The sequence below is a fragment of the Novosphingobium aerophilum genome, assembly GCF_014230305.1.
GTDB lineage: Bacteria > Pseudomonadota > Alphaproteobacteria > Sphingomonadales > Sphingomonadaceae > Novosphingobium > Novosphingobium aerophilum.
This window is the reverse complement of sequence record NZ_JACLAU010000015.1, coordinates 1-14,006: the sequence shown is the minus strand read 5'-3', so window position 1 is coordinate 14,006 and position 14,006 is coordinate 1. Positions and strand designations below refer to the sequence as shown.

Sequence of the window (14,006 nt, the reverse complement as noted above, 5' to 3'; positions counted from 1 at the left end):
CCGCCATCGCCTGACTCCGGAGAGATCCCGCCATGAGTTCTGACAAGGAAGACAAGCCCAAGAAGAAGAAGAAGGGCGGCATGCTGATGAAGCTGCTGATCCCCGTCGTGCTGATCGCGATCAGCGGCGGCGGCGTCTACGGCCTGGTCGTGGCCGGGGTGATCGGCGGTGGCCACGGCAAGGAGGAAAAGGAAGACAACAACCCCAAGCTGGTCCGCAAGGGCGAGGAAGATCCCTACGCGCCCAAGAAGGAAGGCGAGAAGGAAGGCGAAGGCGGGGCCGAGGTCGAGGGCGAAGGCGGCAGCCTGTACAAGACCAGCTACTTCACCTTCTCCGAGGAATTCACCTCGAACCTCAAGAACTCGGACGCGCTGGTCCAGGTTTCGGTCGCCTGCTCCACCCGCCGCGACGGGCGCGTGCTGATGTGGCTGAAGAAGCACGAGCTGGCGATCCGCTCGGCCATGCTCAACGTCCTGGCCGACACCCCCGAGGAGGATATCGGCTCGCTCGCCGGCAAGGAGAAGCTGCAGAAGCGGCTGACCCAGGCGATCAACCAGGTCCTGACCAAGGAAGAAGGGTTCGGCGGGGTCGATCAGGTCTACTTCAAGTCGTTCCTGGTGCAGTGAGGCCAAGCCGGTGAAACCCGAACGCCAGCTTGTTGCCGAACGCCCGGTCGCCCAGCATTGCCCCGAGCTGCTGCGCGCCGCGCCGGGGGCCGAGGAGCTGCTGCCCCTGCTGACGCGCGCCGGCGAGCGCCTGACGCGTCCGCTGCTGGCCGCGCTCGCGCCCTTCGCAGGCGGCAAGGGCCTGGCGGTCAAGGCCAAGCCGGCGCGAACCAGCACGCTGGACGATATCGCCATGTTCGCCCCCGATCTGGCCGCCAACAGCCTGATCGGCGTGGGTGCGGACAGCCTGCCGTTGCTGGCCACGCTGGATGCCGCCGCCGTGCTGCGCATGGTCGATCGCACCTTCGGCGGCCGTGGCGAGGCGCCCTCGCCGCTGCCAGCCGAGTTTCCGGTCTCGGCCGAGCTGATGATCGTCCGCCTCGAAACCATCCTGATCCGCGAGCTCGCCGAGGTCCTCCTGCCGGGCCAGCCCGAGGCGCTGCAGCCGCTGCGCCGCAACGGCAACCTGAACCTGCTGGAACCCTTCGCCCGCGATGCCACGGTGGCTCACCTCGAGCTCGACGTGACCGAACCGGGCGGCGACACCTGGCAGGTCAGCCTGGCCGTGCCGCTGCCCACGCTGGGCGCGCTGTTCGGCGCGGCGCCGCAACGGACAGTGGCCGTGCGCCATCCGATGGCCGATCCGCTCAGCGAACCCTTCGGCGACCTGCCGCTGCAGCTGTCGGCGATCCTGGTCGACATGCGCATGTCGATGGCCACGGTCGCCGCGATCGAGCCCGGCATGGTCCTGCCCGTCGCCGTCGCCCGCCAGGTGCCGCTCCGGCTGGGTCAGGCCACCGTCGCGACCGGAACCGTCGGCGCCGCCGACGATCGGGTCGCCCTGCAGATCCGCACCGCCTTCTGAACGCCTTTCAGCTTACCTCGAGGAACACCCCAATGAACCTTCCCACCCGCGGCTTCGATCTCCTCAAGGATGTCGACGTGCGCGTCACGGTCGAACTCGGCCGGACGGAGATGAAGCTGAAGGACGTCCTCTCGCTGGGCGAGGAGAGCGTGGTCATGCTCGACCGCCTGACCGACGAGCTGCTGGACGTGATGGTCAACGGCAAGCTGATCGCCAAGGGCGAGATCGTGGCCGAGAACGGCCGCTTCGGGCTGCGCATCGTCGAGCTGGCGGGCGGGACGGAGAGCGCCTGATGCTCTGGTACATCGTCAAGCTGTTCATCGTGCTCCCGCTGATCGGCGCGCTGATCTGGGGCACGCTGAAGCTGCTCCAGAAGATGCAGGCGCGCTATGGCGCCGCGCCGGGCCAGGCCAAGTCGGTGCGGATCATCGAGACCACCATGCTGTCACCCACGCTGAAGCTGGCAGTGATCGAGTTCCATGGCCGGGAAATCCTCGTCTCGGCTTCGCGCCATGGCCTGACCCGTCTCGCCGAAGCTCCGGCGCGCAGCGCCGCCACGGCCATCGCACCGGCCACGGAGAGCGCGGCATGAAGCGTTCGACCCGGATCATCGCGGGGCTGCAGTTGCTGGTCACGCCGTCGATCGCGCACGCCCAGGCGGCCACCGGCTCGGCCATCCCCGGCGCGCTCGACCGCGCCTTCCAGTCCATGAATGGCGGCCCCGGCGGCGGGCTGACGCTGTCGCTCCAGTTGCTCCTGATCATGGGGCTGCTGACCATCCTGCCCAGCCTCGTGCTGATGATGACCAGCTTCACCCGCGTGCTGGTGGTGCTGGGCATCCTGCGCCAGGCGCTGGGCCTGCAGCAGAGCCCGCCCAACCAGGTGCTGATCGGGCTGTCGCTGTTCCTGTCGTTGTTCATCATGGCGCCCACGCTGGACCAGGTCAGCAAGCAGGCGCTCCAGCCCTATGCTGCCGGGCAGATCAACGCCGAGCAGGCGATCGCCACGGCCGGCATGCAGTTCCATGGCTTCATGATCCGCCAGACCCGCGAGCATGACCTGGCGATGTTCGCCGACATGGCCAAGGCGCCGAAGTTCGCCCGGACCCAGGACGTGCCCTTTTCGATCCTGCTCCCGGCCTTCGTCACCAGCGAGCTCAAGACCGCCTTCCAGATCGGCTTCATGCTGTTCCTGCCCTTCCTGGTGATCGATCTGGTGGTCTCGTCGGTGCTGATGAGCCTGGGCATGATGATGATGAGCCCGACGATCGTCTCGTTGCCCTTCAAGCTGCTGCTGTTCGTCCTCGTCGATGGCTGGGCCCTGCTGATGGGCAGCCTGGCGGCGAGCTTCGGATGATGGGGTTTATGGGGAGAGGCGGGCGCGTGGCCTTCGACAGGCTCAGGCTGAGCGGATCTTGGGATGGGGGTAAGGTGGAACCATCTGGTCCGTTGCTAAAGATAGGGACTTCAACCCAAACCCCGCTCAGCCTGAGCCTGTCGAAGGCCGCGCGCGACACCAAACCCGCGCGAACAACCCGCACCACCAGCCCCGGGCACCCTTGACCATGGAAGACACCGCCTCCCTCCTCTCGCTGGCCGACCGGATGCTGTACATCACCGCGCTGGTCGCCGCGCCGGTGCTGATTGCCAGCCTGGCCGTGGGCATCGTCATCGGCATCGTCCAGGCGGCAACCTCGGTCAACGAACAGACGCTGACCTTCGTCCCCAAGTTGGGCGTGATCGCGCTGGTGCTGGTGCTGATGGGCGCCTCTATGCTGGGCCTGGTCGGCGATTTCACCCAGGAGATCTTCGGCGAGATCGCCCGCATGGGCAAGGTCTGAGCGCCGCGCATGATCTCGCTGACCTTCGGCCTGGGCGCGCTTGAAGCCGAGTTCTGGCGCTGGTTGTTCATCATGACCCGGATCGGCGCGGCCCTGCTCGCGGCGCCGTTCTTCGGGGCAACGGGTGTGCCGCCGCAGGCGCGGATCGTGGTCACCGGGGCGGTCGGCGTGCTGGTCTGCAACTGGACCGGAGTCCAGGCCCCGCCGGCGCTGTTCTCGCTGGACGGCATGCTCGCCGTCGCGGGCGAAGTGCTGGTCGGCGCATCGCTGGGCTTCGTGCTGCAATTGTCCTTCGCGGCCCCGACGATTGCCGCAGAGGTGATCGGCGCGGGGATGGGGATGTCGATCGCCGCCGCGGCCGATCCCCAGACCGGCGCGCATTCCCCGGCCCTGGGCCAGTACTACGGCGTGGTCCTGACCCTGGTCTTTCTGGGTCTGGGCGGGCACCTGATGTTCATCGACCTGGTCATCAAGTCCTATGCCAGCTTCCCGCCTGGCCACACCTGGCTGGGGCCCGAACGGATCGGGGCGATCACCGGGTTCGGCACCCAGATGTTCATCACCGCGGTGGCGATCGCCCTGCCGGTCACGCTGATCCTGCTGCTGGTGCAGTTCGCCGCCGGGGTGGTCAGCCGCGCCGCGCCCTCGCTCAACCTGTTCTCGCTGGGGCTTCCGGCCGGAGTCCTCGCCGGCCTTGCCGCGCTGATCGTCTCGGCCCCGCTGACCGGTGACATGATGGCCGATCTCTCGGCCCAGGCGCTTCGGCAGGCGGAAGGAGTGCTGCTGAAATGAACGATGACGGCGGCGAGAAAACCTTAGCCCCAACCGAAAAGCGCAAACGCGACGCGGCGCGCGAAGGCGATGTCCTCCGCTCGCGCGAACTCTCGACCGCCGTCGCGATGCTGGCCGGGGCCGCCTGGCTCAAGCTGGCTGGCCCGTGGATGTTCGGGCTGCTGACCGGCACCCTGGCCGGCGGCCTGCGCTTCGGCCGCGCCGAGGTGGTCGATTTCGCGCCCGGCGCCATGATGCTGAAGGCGACGATCGCGGTCGCTCCGCCTGTGCTGGTGCTGGGGGTGATGGTGGCCTTCGCCTCGATCGCCTCGCAACTCGGCTTCGGCGAAGGCCGCTGGATCGGCACCAACCTGCTGCCCAAGGGCAGCCGCATGAACCCGCTCTCCGGGCTCAAGCGGATGTTCGGAACCCAGGGCCTGGTCGAACTGGGCAAGAGCCTGGCCAAGGCCGGGCTGCTCGGAGCGATCACCTATTCCTGGGCGCGCGACCATCTGGGCGGGCTGATCGATCTGGCCCGCGCGCCGCTGTCCGGCCAGCTGGTCGAAGCCTGGGATGCGATCACCTCGCTGCTCTTCGCGCTGACCGCCGGGCTGGTGCTGATCGCGATGATCGACTTCCCGATCCAGTGGGTCCGGCGCTTCCTGCGCCTGCGGATGAGCCTGCAGGAGGTCAAGGACGAGCACAAGGAGAGCGAAGGCAGCCCCGAACGCAAGGCCGCGATCCGCCAGCGCCAGCGCCAGCTGGCGATGGGATCGATGCAGAAGGTCATGCGTGAGGCCCAGTTCGTCCTGACCAACCCGACCCATTTCTCCGTGGCCATGGTCTACGATCCCGACAAGGCCGCCGCGCCCATCGTGCTGGCCAAGGGGCGCGGGGAAAAGGCCCTGGCCATGCGCGAACTCGCCCGGGAATTCGATGTGCCGCTGCTCGAGTATCCGGCACTCGCCCGCTCGGTCTATTTCACCACCCGCGAGAACCAGGTGATCCGCGAAGAGCTCTATGCCGCCGTGGCCGGCGTGCTGGGCTTCGTCATGGCCCTGAAGCGGGGCGAGACCCGCCCGATGCCGCGTATCGAGGTGCCGCTGGAGCTGCGCTTCGACCCCGAGGGCCGGCCCGATCCGGTGGCGGCCTGAGGCGATGGCCAGCGCAGCGATAGCCGTGATGCCAGCCCGCGCCAGCATGACGGTTTGTTTTCAAGGGTTTGATAGACGCGCCCGGGTGCTGCTGGCGCCTTCCCGCGCGGCCCTCACACCACGGCCATAACCCCTCCGGAAAAATCCGCAGTTTTTCCGTCCTCGTCCCCGGAAGCCCATTAAATCCCATCCGAGAAGGTCGTTCTTTCCATCATGTCGAGCACCACGGCCGCCACCACGAAGAGCTCCGCGTCCAGCGCGATCCTCACGTCGTTGAACGGCAGCAACTCGATTGACTGGAACACCCTGGCGGCCAATCTCTCGGTCGCCCAGTTCGCCGGCCAGACCGACCGGCTCACCACCCGGTCCGAAACGCTCGACAAGCAGATCAGCGCGGTCGGCAATCTCCGCTCCAGCCTGCTCTCGCTCGCCACCTCGGTGGGGGACCGCGTGCGCAACGGCGATCTGTCACCACAGCCCTCGCTGTCGGCCGCCATTGCCACGCCCAAGCTGTCGGGCGCGGCGACCCCGAAGGGCAGCTACACGCTCGAGGTGACCCAGCTTGCCGCCGCGCAGTCGCTGGTCAGCCCGGCGGTGGCCTCCACCACGGCGACGGTCGGTTCGGGATCGCTGACGATCCGCTTCGGCACCGTCGCGGGCGGCACCTTCACCGAGGATACCGGCAAGACCGCAGCCAACATCACGATCCCCGCCGGGTCCAAGGTCGGCGACGTGGCGGCGGCGATCAATGCGGCGAAGGTGGGCCTGACCGCCTATGTCGCCAACACCACCGATGGCCCCAAGCTGATGGTCAAGGGCCCGCAGGGCGCCACCAACGGCTTTGTCATCGACGCCACCGAGGAGCCCACCGATCCGGGCCTTGCCCAGTTCGCGTGGAACCCGGCGATGGGCACCACCAACCGCCTGATCTCCGCTGCGCAGGACGCCACCTACAAGCTCGACGGGCTGGCCATGTCCTCGGCCAGCAACACCGTCAACGAGATCATCCCCGGCCTCAACCTGACGCTCACCGCCACCAACGTCGGGGCCCCGGCGACTCTCAGCTTCGCCGACAACACCTCGGCCATCAGCGCGTTCATGACCGACTTCGTCTCGGCCCTGAACGAACTGGCCTCGCAGGTCCGCGCCGCGACCGACCCGCTGTCGGGCGACCTGGCCCGCGATGGCGGGGCGCTGGCGCTCAAGCGGTCGCTGTCGGGGCTGACCGGACAGGTCATCATGCCGTCCGCGCCCGCGGGATCGCCGCGCACCCTTTCCGACCTGGGGGTCTCGATCCAGCGCGACGGCTCCTACGCCTTCGACAGTGCCCGGTTGACGGCTGCGCTGAAAGCCGATCCGACCTCGGTCGCGGCCATGTTCACCAACGGCCTCGACGGCGTTTACGGCACCGTGGACGCCTTGTCCCGCCGGATGAGCGCAAGCGGCGACGCCTTCTCGCTGGCCGCGTCGGTCAACCGCTACACCGGGCTCAAGGCCAAGGTGAAGACCGACCTGACCTCGCTGACCGACAAGCAGGAACTGCTGCGCCAGCAGCTCGTGACCCGCTTCTCCAAGACCCAGACCACCGTATCGGCCTCCACCTCGACCCTGACGTTCCTCAAGAACCAGATCGATGCGTGGAATTCGAGCCGCAACTGAACCGCCTGAGGACGCTGCACCATGACCATGCTCGCCCGCCACAATCCCCAGGACGCCTACCGCCGGGTCGATTTCGACGCCCGCGTTACCGGTTGCGATCCGATGGAGCTGGTGAGCCTGTGCTACGAGCACCTGATCGGTGCGCTCGGCTCGGCGTTGTTCGCGCACGAGCGCGGCGACATTACGACCAAGAGCAAGGCCCTGACCCGCGCGATCTCCGCGATCACCGCGCTCCAACTGGGCGTCAACGGCACCGAGGGCGTCGCCGCCGCTCTCCACCAGTTCTACCAGGCTGCGCGTTCGGCGATGCTGGACAGCGTGCTGAACTTCAATCCCGAGCAGATCGCACGGGTTCGGGCCGATTTCGTGGACATCGCATCGGCGATGACCGCCGGGGCTCAGCGGAACTGATGCCCGCCGCTCGGCCCGTCTCGATCCTGCAACCGGGCCTGGACACAGATGTGTTCAAAACGGTTTTAAAATTGCTCCATTGCGGAGCCGTCTCCGTCTTAACCCTTAGGCACAAATCGGTAAGCTGAACCCATGAGCCGACGCAACAACCTCCTCCTCGTCGACAGCGACTTCCGGCGCCGTGCCGCGATCTCCCACTGCCTGTCGGGCAGCGGGCTCCACGTCGAACCGTTCGAGGACACGTCCGAACTGTTCACCCGCTGGCCGCGCGACGGCCTGCTGCTGGTGCATGACAGCGGCACGTCGATTGCCGACCTGCTGCAGCACATGGGGCAGACCGGCGACTGGCTGCCGATCATCGCCTTCGCCGAAGAGCCTTCCCCCCGGCGGATCGTCGAGGCGGTGCTGCACGGCGCGGTGGACTACATGGTCTGGCCGTTCGACGAACGCCAACTGATCGAAAGCATGGACGTCGCCGAGGAGCGCGCCAAGTCGGTCGCCGGGGCCAAGCTGCGCGAGGCCGTGGCCCGCAGCCGGGTCGAACGGCTGACCAAGCGCGAGCGCGAGGTTCTCGCCGGGGTCGCGGGTGGCCTGTCCAACCGCCTGATCGGGGAAAAGCTGAACATCTCGCCGCGCACGGTCGAGATTCACCGCGCCAACATGCTCAACAAGATGGGCGCAACTCACACCTCCGAGGCGATCCGCATCGCGATCGAGGCTTCGCTGGTCGGCTGATTGGGACTGATCGGCTGACCTGGACTGGACGGCCGATTAGGTCTGCTCGGCCGGTCCGGCTCGACCAGGGCCTATGCTCCGGTCCCGCTGGCCCGATGAACCAGAGTCAGTTGAGCGCGGTTCCGCCCGGTCCCGCTGCGGCCAGCGCCGTGGCGATGGCGCCCACCAGGGCCAGCGCCGGGGTGTCGCCACAAGCCGAAACGTCCTGCGCAGACCCTGGCAGCACCACGCTGGCCAGGTGCCCGCCCCCGCTGCCACACGACAGCAGGTAGCCGCTGCCCTCGCCGAGCAGGGCCATCGCCGCGCTGGTCGGGGCGCCGGCGGCGATCATCCCGTCGATGCGGCTTTCGGGCGGGACGGCCAGCCCGGCGATCAGCGTCGGGTTCGGCGCCGAAGCCAGCAGCTCGTGCGCGTCGCGGATGCGATCGCCCTCGTCTTCCGGATAGGCACCGGCGCAGGCATTGGCGAGGTCGGCCAAGCGCCGGCGCCAGGCTTGCTGCGCGCGCCGCACGGTCCAGCCGGAGGGCTCCCCGTCGATTGGCCCAAGGGCCTCGGCATTGTTCCGCTTCATCACCGGAGCGAATCTCCCTGCTGCGATGCCACTGTCCTTCCGGGGCGGGACCGGGCGGTCAATCACGGGAATCCCCGCGAGGCATGCGCCCGTATCATTTCGCAACATTCGCTGAAGCGCCCGTGAACGCCCGTCCACGAGAACCCCTAATTTGACCAAATAACTTTGTTTTACAAAGTCTTCATTCGCCATTTATGTGCGGCTGGGCGGCAAACCAGGGGATCATTCGGGCGATCGCCTGCTCGATCAGGTCGGTCGAGACGGCAAAACTGAACCGCATGAAGCGGTGGCCCTCGACCGGGTCGAAATCGATCCCCGGGGCGGTGCAGACCCCGGTGTCGCGCAGCAGCCGCTCGCAAAAGCCCAGGCTGTCGGCGGTCAGGTGGCCGATATCGGCGTAGAGATAGAAGGCGCCGTCGGGGGGCGCCACCTTGTCCAGCCCCAGTTGCGGCAGGACGGCCAGCATCAGCGCACGGTTGCGGGCATAGGTCGCGATATGCTGCTCCAGCTCGTCACGGCAGCCGAAAGCGGTCAGCCCCGCGCGCTGGGCGATCACGGGCGGGGTCAGGAACAGGTTACCCATCCGCGCGCGCGCCGCGCCCACGCTCTCGCGCGGGACCACCGCCCAGCCCAGGCGCCAGCCCGGCATGCTGAAGTACTTGGAGAAACTGTTGACCACAAAGGCGTCGGGGGCATGTTCCAGCAGCGATCGCGCCGGGCCGACGAAGCTGAGCCCGTGGTAGATCTCGTCCGATACGATGCGGATCCCGCGGGCCCGGCAGACCGCCGCGATGGCGGCCAATTCGTCGGGCGCAATGATCGTGCCGGTGGGATTGGCCGGGCTGGCGATGATCACCCCGTCCGGCGCCGGATCGAGCGCGGCTAGCGCCGCCGCGGTCAACTGATAGCGCTCGGCCGGACCGCACGGCAGCTCGACCGGTTCGAGGTACAGCGCGCGCAGCGTGTTGCGATAGGCGACGTAGCCGGGCCGGGCGAGCGCCACACGTGCGCCCGGTGCGAACAGGCAGGACAGGGCCAGAACCAGCGCGGGCGAGGCGCCGCAGGTCAGGATCACCTGCTCGCGCTCGATCGTCACGCCATAGGTCTCCGCATAATGCGCGGCGATCCGCTCCTTCAGCGGGTTGCTTTCCCAATAGCCCATCGCCTCGGTATCGAGCACCCGGTGAGCCTCGGCGATCGCGGCGGCGGGCGCCCCGGTCGAGGGCTGGCCAAACTCCATGTGGATGATGTCCCGCCCGGCATCGGCCAGTTCATGCGCGACCCGGCTGACGGCGATGGCATGGAACGGTTCGACCGCGGCAATCGGGGCGTGGCGCTGACGATCGGGGGCGAGTTCGGCGGTCTGGCTCATCCCCTCTGGCTAGGGCGCGCCGGCCATCGAAACAAGTCCGATGGTGGTCCGGCCGGAAAGCCCCGTGACCCCGGACCGGAATGGCGCGCCTGCGACAAATTGATGCGCCTTGGGAACAGATTTTGCGCTAAGACGTTTCAGCGTCAGGCAGCCACAATCGTTTCACGGCGATGCGGGTGTGGCTTGTGTCCGGGTCATCGATTGATTGCACGGTGACAGGGGCGTAAGCCATTGCAAAACAGGCCATAGCTGCCTCGACCGCAAGAGGGGGACAGTGATCGCATGAGCGGAGAGATCGACGCCAAGCCGCGCCGGATTCGCAACATCTCAGAGCTGGCCAAGCTGGCCGGCGTGTCGGCCGGGACCGTCTCTCGGGCCCTCGCCGGCAAGGACCTGGTCAACAGCCAGACGCGCGAGCGCATCCAGGCGCTGGCGCGGGAACACGGGTTCCGCCCCAACCAGATGGCCAGCCGCCTGCGGACCGGCCAGACCGGGGTGATCGGCGTGGTCATCCCGCTGGGCCACGAAAAGAAGCAGCACATCTCGGACCCCTTTTTCATGACCATGCTCGGCCACCTGGCCGATGGCCTGACCGAGGTCGGCTATGACCTGATGCTCAGCCGGGTGATCCCGTCGGACGGGGACGACTGGCTCGAGCGGATTGTCGATTCGGGCATGCTCGACGGCGTGGTGATGATCGGCCAGTCTGATCAGTTCGATACGATCGAGCGCACCGCCGAGGTCTATCGCCCGCTGGTCGTCTGGGGAACGCGCCGGTCGGGGCAGCGCCATTGCGTGGTCGGCACCGACAGCTTCGTCGGCGGCGAACTGGCAGTGCGCCACCTGCTCGCGCGGGGGCGGCGCAAGCTGGCCTTCTTCGGCGACACCAAGGGTCTGGAGATCGAGCAGCGCCTGGCTGGATCGCGCAGCGCGATTGCCCAGAGCGGCACCGGCGCCACGCTGGACATCTATCCCACACATCTCTCGCAGCAGGAGATGTCCGAACAGATTGCCGCCGATCTGGACGCCATGGATCCGGCAATCGACGGGATCTTCGCCGCATCGGACGTAATCGCGATGGGCACGCTGCGGCTGCTGCACGAACGCGGCCGCAAGGTGCCCGAGGATGTGGCGATCGTCGGCTTCGACGATCTGCCGCTGGCCACGCAGACCGTGCCGCAGTTGACCACGGTGCGGCAGGATATCGCCGGCGGCGCGCGCACGCTGGTTACCAGCCTGCTCAAGCGGATTGCCGGCGACGAGGTACCCTCGACAGTGATGACCCCGACCCTGGTGGTCCGCGAAAGCGCCTGAGCCCGCAGCGGCGCAGCGACAGATGGGCCCGCAGGCCACGGTCAACGCGCGGAACCGGGCCGCCGGCCTCGACCCGCCGCAGCGTCACCTCGCCCTGCGGCAAAATCTTGCCGCCTTAACCCGGTGTTATCCCTGAGCTGCGTAGCTTTCCCCCGACGCCGGCACTGAGACCGGCGCAGGAGAACCATCGGTGTCGTCGCTTCCCGCTCGCCTGCCATCCCGTGCCCAATGCCTTGATGACCGTCTGTCCGGTGCCACTCCCACGCCGCTGGAAGCCCAGGCGGATGACCGCCGGCGCAGCGCCCGCATCGCGCGGATCGATGCCCTGATCCAGCCTGCGGGCCGACTCGCGCTGGTTGACGTGTCCTCGTTCGGCTGCTGCGTGCGCTATGCCGATCCGACGATCGGCCCCGGCCATTTCATCGCGCTGAACTTTGCCGGACTGGGCGCGATCTCGGGCTATGTCCGCTGGCGCGAGGACGAGAACATGGGCGTCGAATTCTGCCGCGCCATTCCCCCCGCGACCGAACGCGCGTTGGCCACTCACGAAATCCTGGAAAGCGTGCGCCGCCTCTGACGCGGCATCGGGCCGCAACCGGTCTCGTTCGCACCCGTTCGCGCAACGCGTCTGGACATCGCCGCGCCCTAGGCCGTAAACGCATAAACAGCGCCATCGAGGTTTGAGGCAGAAAGGCCCAGCGCAAGGCGGATAGGCGCAGGAATAGTGGTTCTATTTCAAGCCTATCCAATGCGGCGATGGGCCTTTCTGGGCAAATCCCTGCGGGACGCCCAAATGGCTTCCATCTCGGCCAAACCCGCCCTTGGAAAGGCAACCAGCCTTCCCCGCGGGCGGCTTCGCCCGATCTGTTCGCCATTTGGGCGCCTCGATGGCACTGTTTATGAGTTTACGGCCTAGCCACAGACGAGGCCGGGGGTAGCATGGACCAGCGACATAGCCGAGGACCCGAGCAGCCAATCCCCGATCGCGGGATGATCGCCCAGGCGGCCGCCAGCATGATCGGCGCGCCGCTGCAAAACCTCAAGCGCACCCTGGTCTACATGATTGCCGTGTTCGCCGCGGCCACCGCCGGTTTCGTGGCGGCCGGATGGTCGGTCGGCGACGCCGCCTACATGGTGACCCTGACGATCTTCTCGGTCGGCTATGGCGAGGTCCGCCCGATCGATACCCCCTACCTGCGGGGCCTTGCCATCGCCACGATCATGCTCGGCTGCACCGGGATGATCGTGCTGACCGGTGCCCTGGTGCAGGTCTTTGCCCACTATCAACTGAAGCGCCTTCTCGGGATGGACCGCATGCAGACCCAGATCGAACGCCTGACCGACCACGCCATCGTCTGCGGCTTCGGCCGGATCGGGTTGCAGCTCGCCAAGGAACTGGCCGCCGCCCGCACCCCGTTTATCATCGTCGAGCGCAGCCCGGCCAAGTGTGACGAGGTTCGTGCCGCCGGCTACCTGGCCCTCTGCGCCGACGCGACCGACGAGGCCTCGCTGCAGGAGGCCGGGATCGCGCGGGCCCGGGTGCTGGCCACGGTCCTGCCCGATGACGCGACGAACGTGTTCATCACCCTGTCGGCCCGCAACCTCAATCCACGGCTCGAAATCATCGCCCGGGGCGAGGCGCCGAGCACCGAGGGCAAGCTGATCCACGCCGGGGCCGACAAGGTGGTCCTGCCCACCCACATCGGGGCCGAGCGCATCGCCGAGCTGATCATCTATCCCCGCACCGCGCGCTTCGTGGGCGAAAGCACCGAACTGCGCGAGCTCAAGCGCGGGCTCAACGATTTCGGGCTCGAGCTCGAGGCGGTCACCGTGCCGCGCCACTCGGCCCTCGCCGGGGCGAGCGTGGCCGAGGCCGAGCGGCGTGGGAACGGCGGGTTCTTCATCGTCCAGATCGACCGGGCGGCCACCGGCGAAGGCCCGGCGCAGAGCTTCGTCCATCCCGGCGAGGACGTGCGGATCGAGGCCGGTGACACCCTGGTCCTGGTGATCCGGGGCAGCCGGGTGGCGGCCGGAGCCGTGTTCAACGCGCCGAAAGGCCCCGGTCCGGTCGGTCGCGGCTACCGCGTCACCGAATAGAGTCCTGGCCAAACATCGATCCGGCTGGCAGGGCGGCCCGGCGAGGAGGCGCACCATGGCGGCCGATGACGAAGACTACGTGTATGACGAGGACAGTGGCGAATGGCTTCCCGCATCGGAACTGGCTGTCCGGCAGGCCGCCGCCGACACGATCGCGGTGCGCGATGCGGTCGGCAACCTGCTGGCCGACGGCGATCAGGTGACGCTGATCAAGGACCTTGAGGTCAAGGGCGCCGGGAAGACGCTGAAGCAGGGCACGCTGATCAAGTCGATCCGCCTGACCGGCGACCCGCAGGAGATCGACTGCAAGTATCCCGGGATCAAAGGCCTGGTCCTGCGCGCGGAGTTCGTGCGCAAGCGCTAAGCCGCGCGGACTTGTTCGGAGCCGGTGAAAGCAAAGGTCGGGTGGGGGGCTGCCGTTCCTGATCCTCCCCCACCGGGGGAGGGGGACCATCCCCTTCGGCTGGCCGGCAGGCCGGCCGCTCAGGGTAAACTGCCCTGCGGGCAGGATGGTGGAGGGGCACCCCGCCTTGACCAGCTGCCGTGCCCCAA

The 14,006-nt window shown here is 67.7% G+C and carries 17 protein-coding genes; 15 read left to right on the top strand and 2 right to left on the bottom strand.

The features are described from left to right. Positions 1-32 precede the first annotated feature (32 nt). From H7F49_RS10485 to H7F49_RS10435, 11 genes are all read left to right on the top strand, one after another. Positions 33-626, top strand: a complete 594-nt coding sequence (locus H7F49_RS10485) for a flagellar basal body-associated FliL family protein (protein WP_185683551.1) — start codon at positions 33-35, stop codon at positions 624-626. A 10-nt stretch (positions 627-636) separates the two neighbouring features. Continuing rightward, positions 637-1,530: a FliM/FliN family flagellar motor switch protein gene (locus H7F49_RS19885; protein WP_185683550.1), complete on the top strand. Its 894-nt coding sequence runs from the start codon at positions 637-639 to the stop codon at positions 1,528-1,530. 32 nt (positions 1,531-1,562) lie between these two features. Next, positions 1,563-1,823: a flagellar motor switch protein FliN gene (gene fliN, locus H7F49_RS10475; RefSeq protein ID WP_185683549.1), complete on the top strand. Its 261-nt coding sequence runs from the start codon at positions 1,563-1,565 to the stop codon at positions 1,821-1,823. After that, positions 1,823-2,122: a flagellar biosynthetic protein FliO gene (locus tag H7F49_RS10470; RefSeq protein WP_185683548.1), complete on the top strand. Its 300-nt coding sequence runs from the start codon at positions 1,823-1,825 to the stop codon at positions 2,120-2,122. The genes fliN and H7F49_RS10470 overlap by 1 nt, the downstream gene beginning before the upstream one ends. Next, positions 2,119-2,886: a flagellar type III secretion system pore protein FliP gene (gene fliP, locus H7F49_RS10465; protein WP_185683547.1), complete on the top strand. Its 768-nt coding sequence runs from the start codon at positions 2,119-2,121 to the stop codon at positions 2,884-2,886. Before H7F49_RS10470 ends, fliP begins: the two co-directional genes overlap by 4 nt. Positions 2,887-3,094: 208 nt before the next feature. After that, the gene (locus tag H7F49_RS10460) at positions 3,095-3,370 is read left to right on the top strand and encodes a flagellar biosynthetic protein FliQ (RefSeq protein WP_185683546.1); all 276 of its coding nucleotides are present in this window, start codon (positions 3,095-3,097) and stop codon (positions 3,368-3,370) included. A gap of 9 nt (positions 3,371-3,379) precedes the next feature. Beyond that, entirely contained in the window at positions 3,380-4,162 is a 783-nt protein-coding gene (gene fliR / locus H7F49_RS10455) for a flagellar biosynthetic protein FliR (protein WP_185683545.1), read from the top strand. Further along, complete coding sequence (locus tag H7F49_RS10450; RefSeq protein ID WP_185683544.1) at positions 4,159-5,295, top strand: EscU/YscU/HrcU family type III secretion system export apparatus switch protein; 1,137 nt, start codon at positions 4,159-4,161, stop codon at positions 5,293-5,295. Before fliR ends, H7F49_RS10450 begins: the two co-directional genes overlap by 4 nt. 213 nt (positions 5,296-5,508) lie before the next feature. Next, positions 5,509-6,954, top strand: a complete 1,446-nt coding sequence (fliD, locus tag H7F49_RS10445; protein ID WP_185683543.1) for a flagellar filament capping protein FliD — start codon at positions 5,509-5,511, stop codon at positions 6,952-6,954. 21 nt (positions 6,955-6,975) lie between these two features. Further along, on the top strand, positions 6,976-7,365 hold the full coding sequence (locus tag H7F49_RS10440) for a flagellar export chaperone FliS (protein WP_235982081.1): 390 nt from the start codon (positions 6,976-6,978) through the stop codon (positions 7,363-7,365). Between the two features lie 132 nt (positions 7,366-7,497). Then, positions 7,498-8,100 (top strand): response regulator transcription factor, encoded by a 603-nt coding sequence (locus tag H7F49_RS10435; protein WP_185683542.1) that lies wholly within the window; start codon positions 7,498-7,500, stop codon positions 8,098-8,100. A 106-nt stretch (positions 8,101-8,206) separates the two neighbouring features. Here the strand turns inward: H7F49_RS10435 and H7F49_RS10430 are convergent, their stop codons facing one another. Both H7F49_RS10430 and H7F49_RS10425 read right to left on the bottom strand, forming a co-directional pair. Then, positions 8,207-8,671, bottom strand: coding sequence for a hypothetical protein (locus H7F49_RS10430; protein WP_185683541.1), 465 nt, complete (start codon positions 8,669-8,671; stop codon positions 8,207-8,209). Between the two features lie 181 nt (positions 8,672-8,852). After that, the gene (locus tag H7F49_RS10425) at positions 8,853-10,043 is read right to left on the bottom strand and encodes an aminotransferase class I/II-fold pyridoxal phosphate-dependent enzyme (protein WP_185683540.1); all 1,191 of its coding nucleotides are present in this window, start codon (positions 10,041-10,043) and stop codon (positions 8,853-8,855) included. Positions 10,044-10,325: 282 nt separating this feature from the next. Between H7F49_RS10425 and H7F49_RS10420 the strand changes: the two genes are divergently transcribed. The 4 genes from H7F49_RS10420 (at position 10,326) to H7F49_RS10405 (ending at position 13,818) form a co-directional block, all read left to right on the top strand. After that, the gene (locus H7F49_RS10420) at positions 10,326-11,357 is read left to right on the top strand and encodes a LacI family DNA-binding transcriptional regulator (RefSeq protein WP_185683539.1); all 1,032 of its coding nucleotides are present in this window, start codon (positions 10,326-10,328) and stop codon (positions 11,355-11,357) included. Between the two features lie 190 nt (positions 11,358-11,547). Next, positions 11,548-11,934 carry a PilZ domain-containing protein gene (locus tag H7F49_RS10415; RefSeq protein ID WP_185683538.1) on the top strand — a complete coding sequence of 129 codons (387 nt, stop codon included), beginning with the start codon at positions 11,548-11,550 and terminating at the stop codon, positions 11,932-11,934. A gap of 413 nt (positions 11,935-12,347) precedes the next feature. Continuing rightward, positions 12,348-13,454 (top strand): potassium channel family protein, encoded by a 1,107-nt coding sequence (locus H7F49_RS10410; RefSeq protein ID WP_185683607.1) that lies wholly within the window; start codon positions 12,348-12,350, stop codon positions 13,452-13,454. 55 nt (positions 13,455-13,509) lie between these two features. Beyond that, on the top strand, positions 13,510-13,818 hold the full coding sequence (locus H7F49_RS10405) for an alkylphosphonate utilization protein (protein WP_185683537.1): 309 nt from the start codon (positions 13,510-13,512) through the stop codon (positions 13,816-13,818). Positions 13,819-14,006 lie beyond the last annotated feature (188 nt).

Bases quoted from the DNA above. Each gene is read 5' to 3' on its own strand.
- H7F49_RS10425 (WP_185683540.1), bottom strand. From the start codon at position 10,043: ATGAGCCAGACCGCCGAACTCGCCCCCGATCGTCAGCGCCACGCCCCG.
- fliP (WP_185683547.1), top strand. From the start codon at position 2,119: ATGAAGCGTTCGACCCGGATCATCGCGGGGCTGCAGTTGCTGGTCACG.
- H7F49_RS10460 (WP_185683546.1), top strand. From the start codon at position 3,095: ATGGAAGACACCGCCTCCCTCCTCTCGCTGGCCGACCGGATGCTGTAC.
- H7F49_RS10430 (WP_185683541.1), bottom strand. From the start codon at position 8,671: ATGAAGCGGAACAATGCCGAGGCCCTTGGGCCAATCGACGGGGAGCCC.
- fliN (WP_185683549.1), top strand. From the start codon at position 1,563: ATGAACCTTCCCACCCGCGGCTTCGATCTCCTCAAGGATGTCGACGTG.
- H7F49_RS10485 (WP_185683551.1), top strand. From the start codon at position 33: ATGAGTTCTGACAAGGAAGACAAGCCCAAGAAGAAGAAGAAGGGCGGC.
- H7F49_RS10420 (WP_185683539.1), top strand. From the start codon at position 10,326: ATGAGCGGAGAGATCGACGCCAAGCCGCGCCGGATTCGCAACATCTCA.
- H7F49_RS10410 (WP_185683607.1), top strand. From the start codon at position 12,348: ATGATCGCCCAGGCGGCCGCCAGCATGATCGGCGCGCCGCTGCAAAAC.
- fliR (WP_185683545.1), top strand. From the start codon at position 3,380: ATGATCTCGCTGACCTTCGGCCTGGGCGCGCTTGAAGCCGAGTTCTGG.
- H7F49_RS10450 (WP_185683544.1), top strand. From the start codon at position 4,159: ATGAACGATGACGGCGGCGAGAAAACCTTAGCCCCAACCGAAAAGCGC.
- H7F49_RS10435 (WP_185683542.1), top strand. From the start codon at position 7,498: ATGAGCCGACGCAACAACCTCCTCCTCGTCGACAGCGACTTCCGGCGC.
- H7F49_RS10405 (WP_185683537.1), top strand. From the start codon at position 13,510: ATGGCGGCCGATGACGAAGACTACGTGTATGACGAGGACAGTGGCGAA.
- fliD (WP_185683543.1), top strand. From the start codon at position 5,509: ATGTCGAGCACCACGGCCGCCACCACGAAGAGCTCCGCGTCCAGCGCG.
- H7F49_RS10470 (WP_185683548.1), top strand. From the start codon at position 1,823: ATGCTCTGGTACATCGTCAAGCTGTTCATCGTGCTCCCGCTGATCGGC.
- H7F49_RS10440 (WP_235982081.1), top strand. From the start codon at position 6,976: ATGACCATGCTCGCCCGCCACAATCCCCAGGACGCCTACCGCCGGGTC.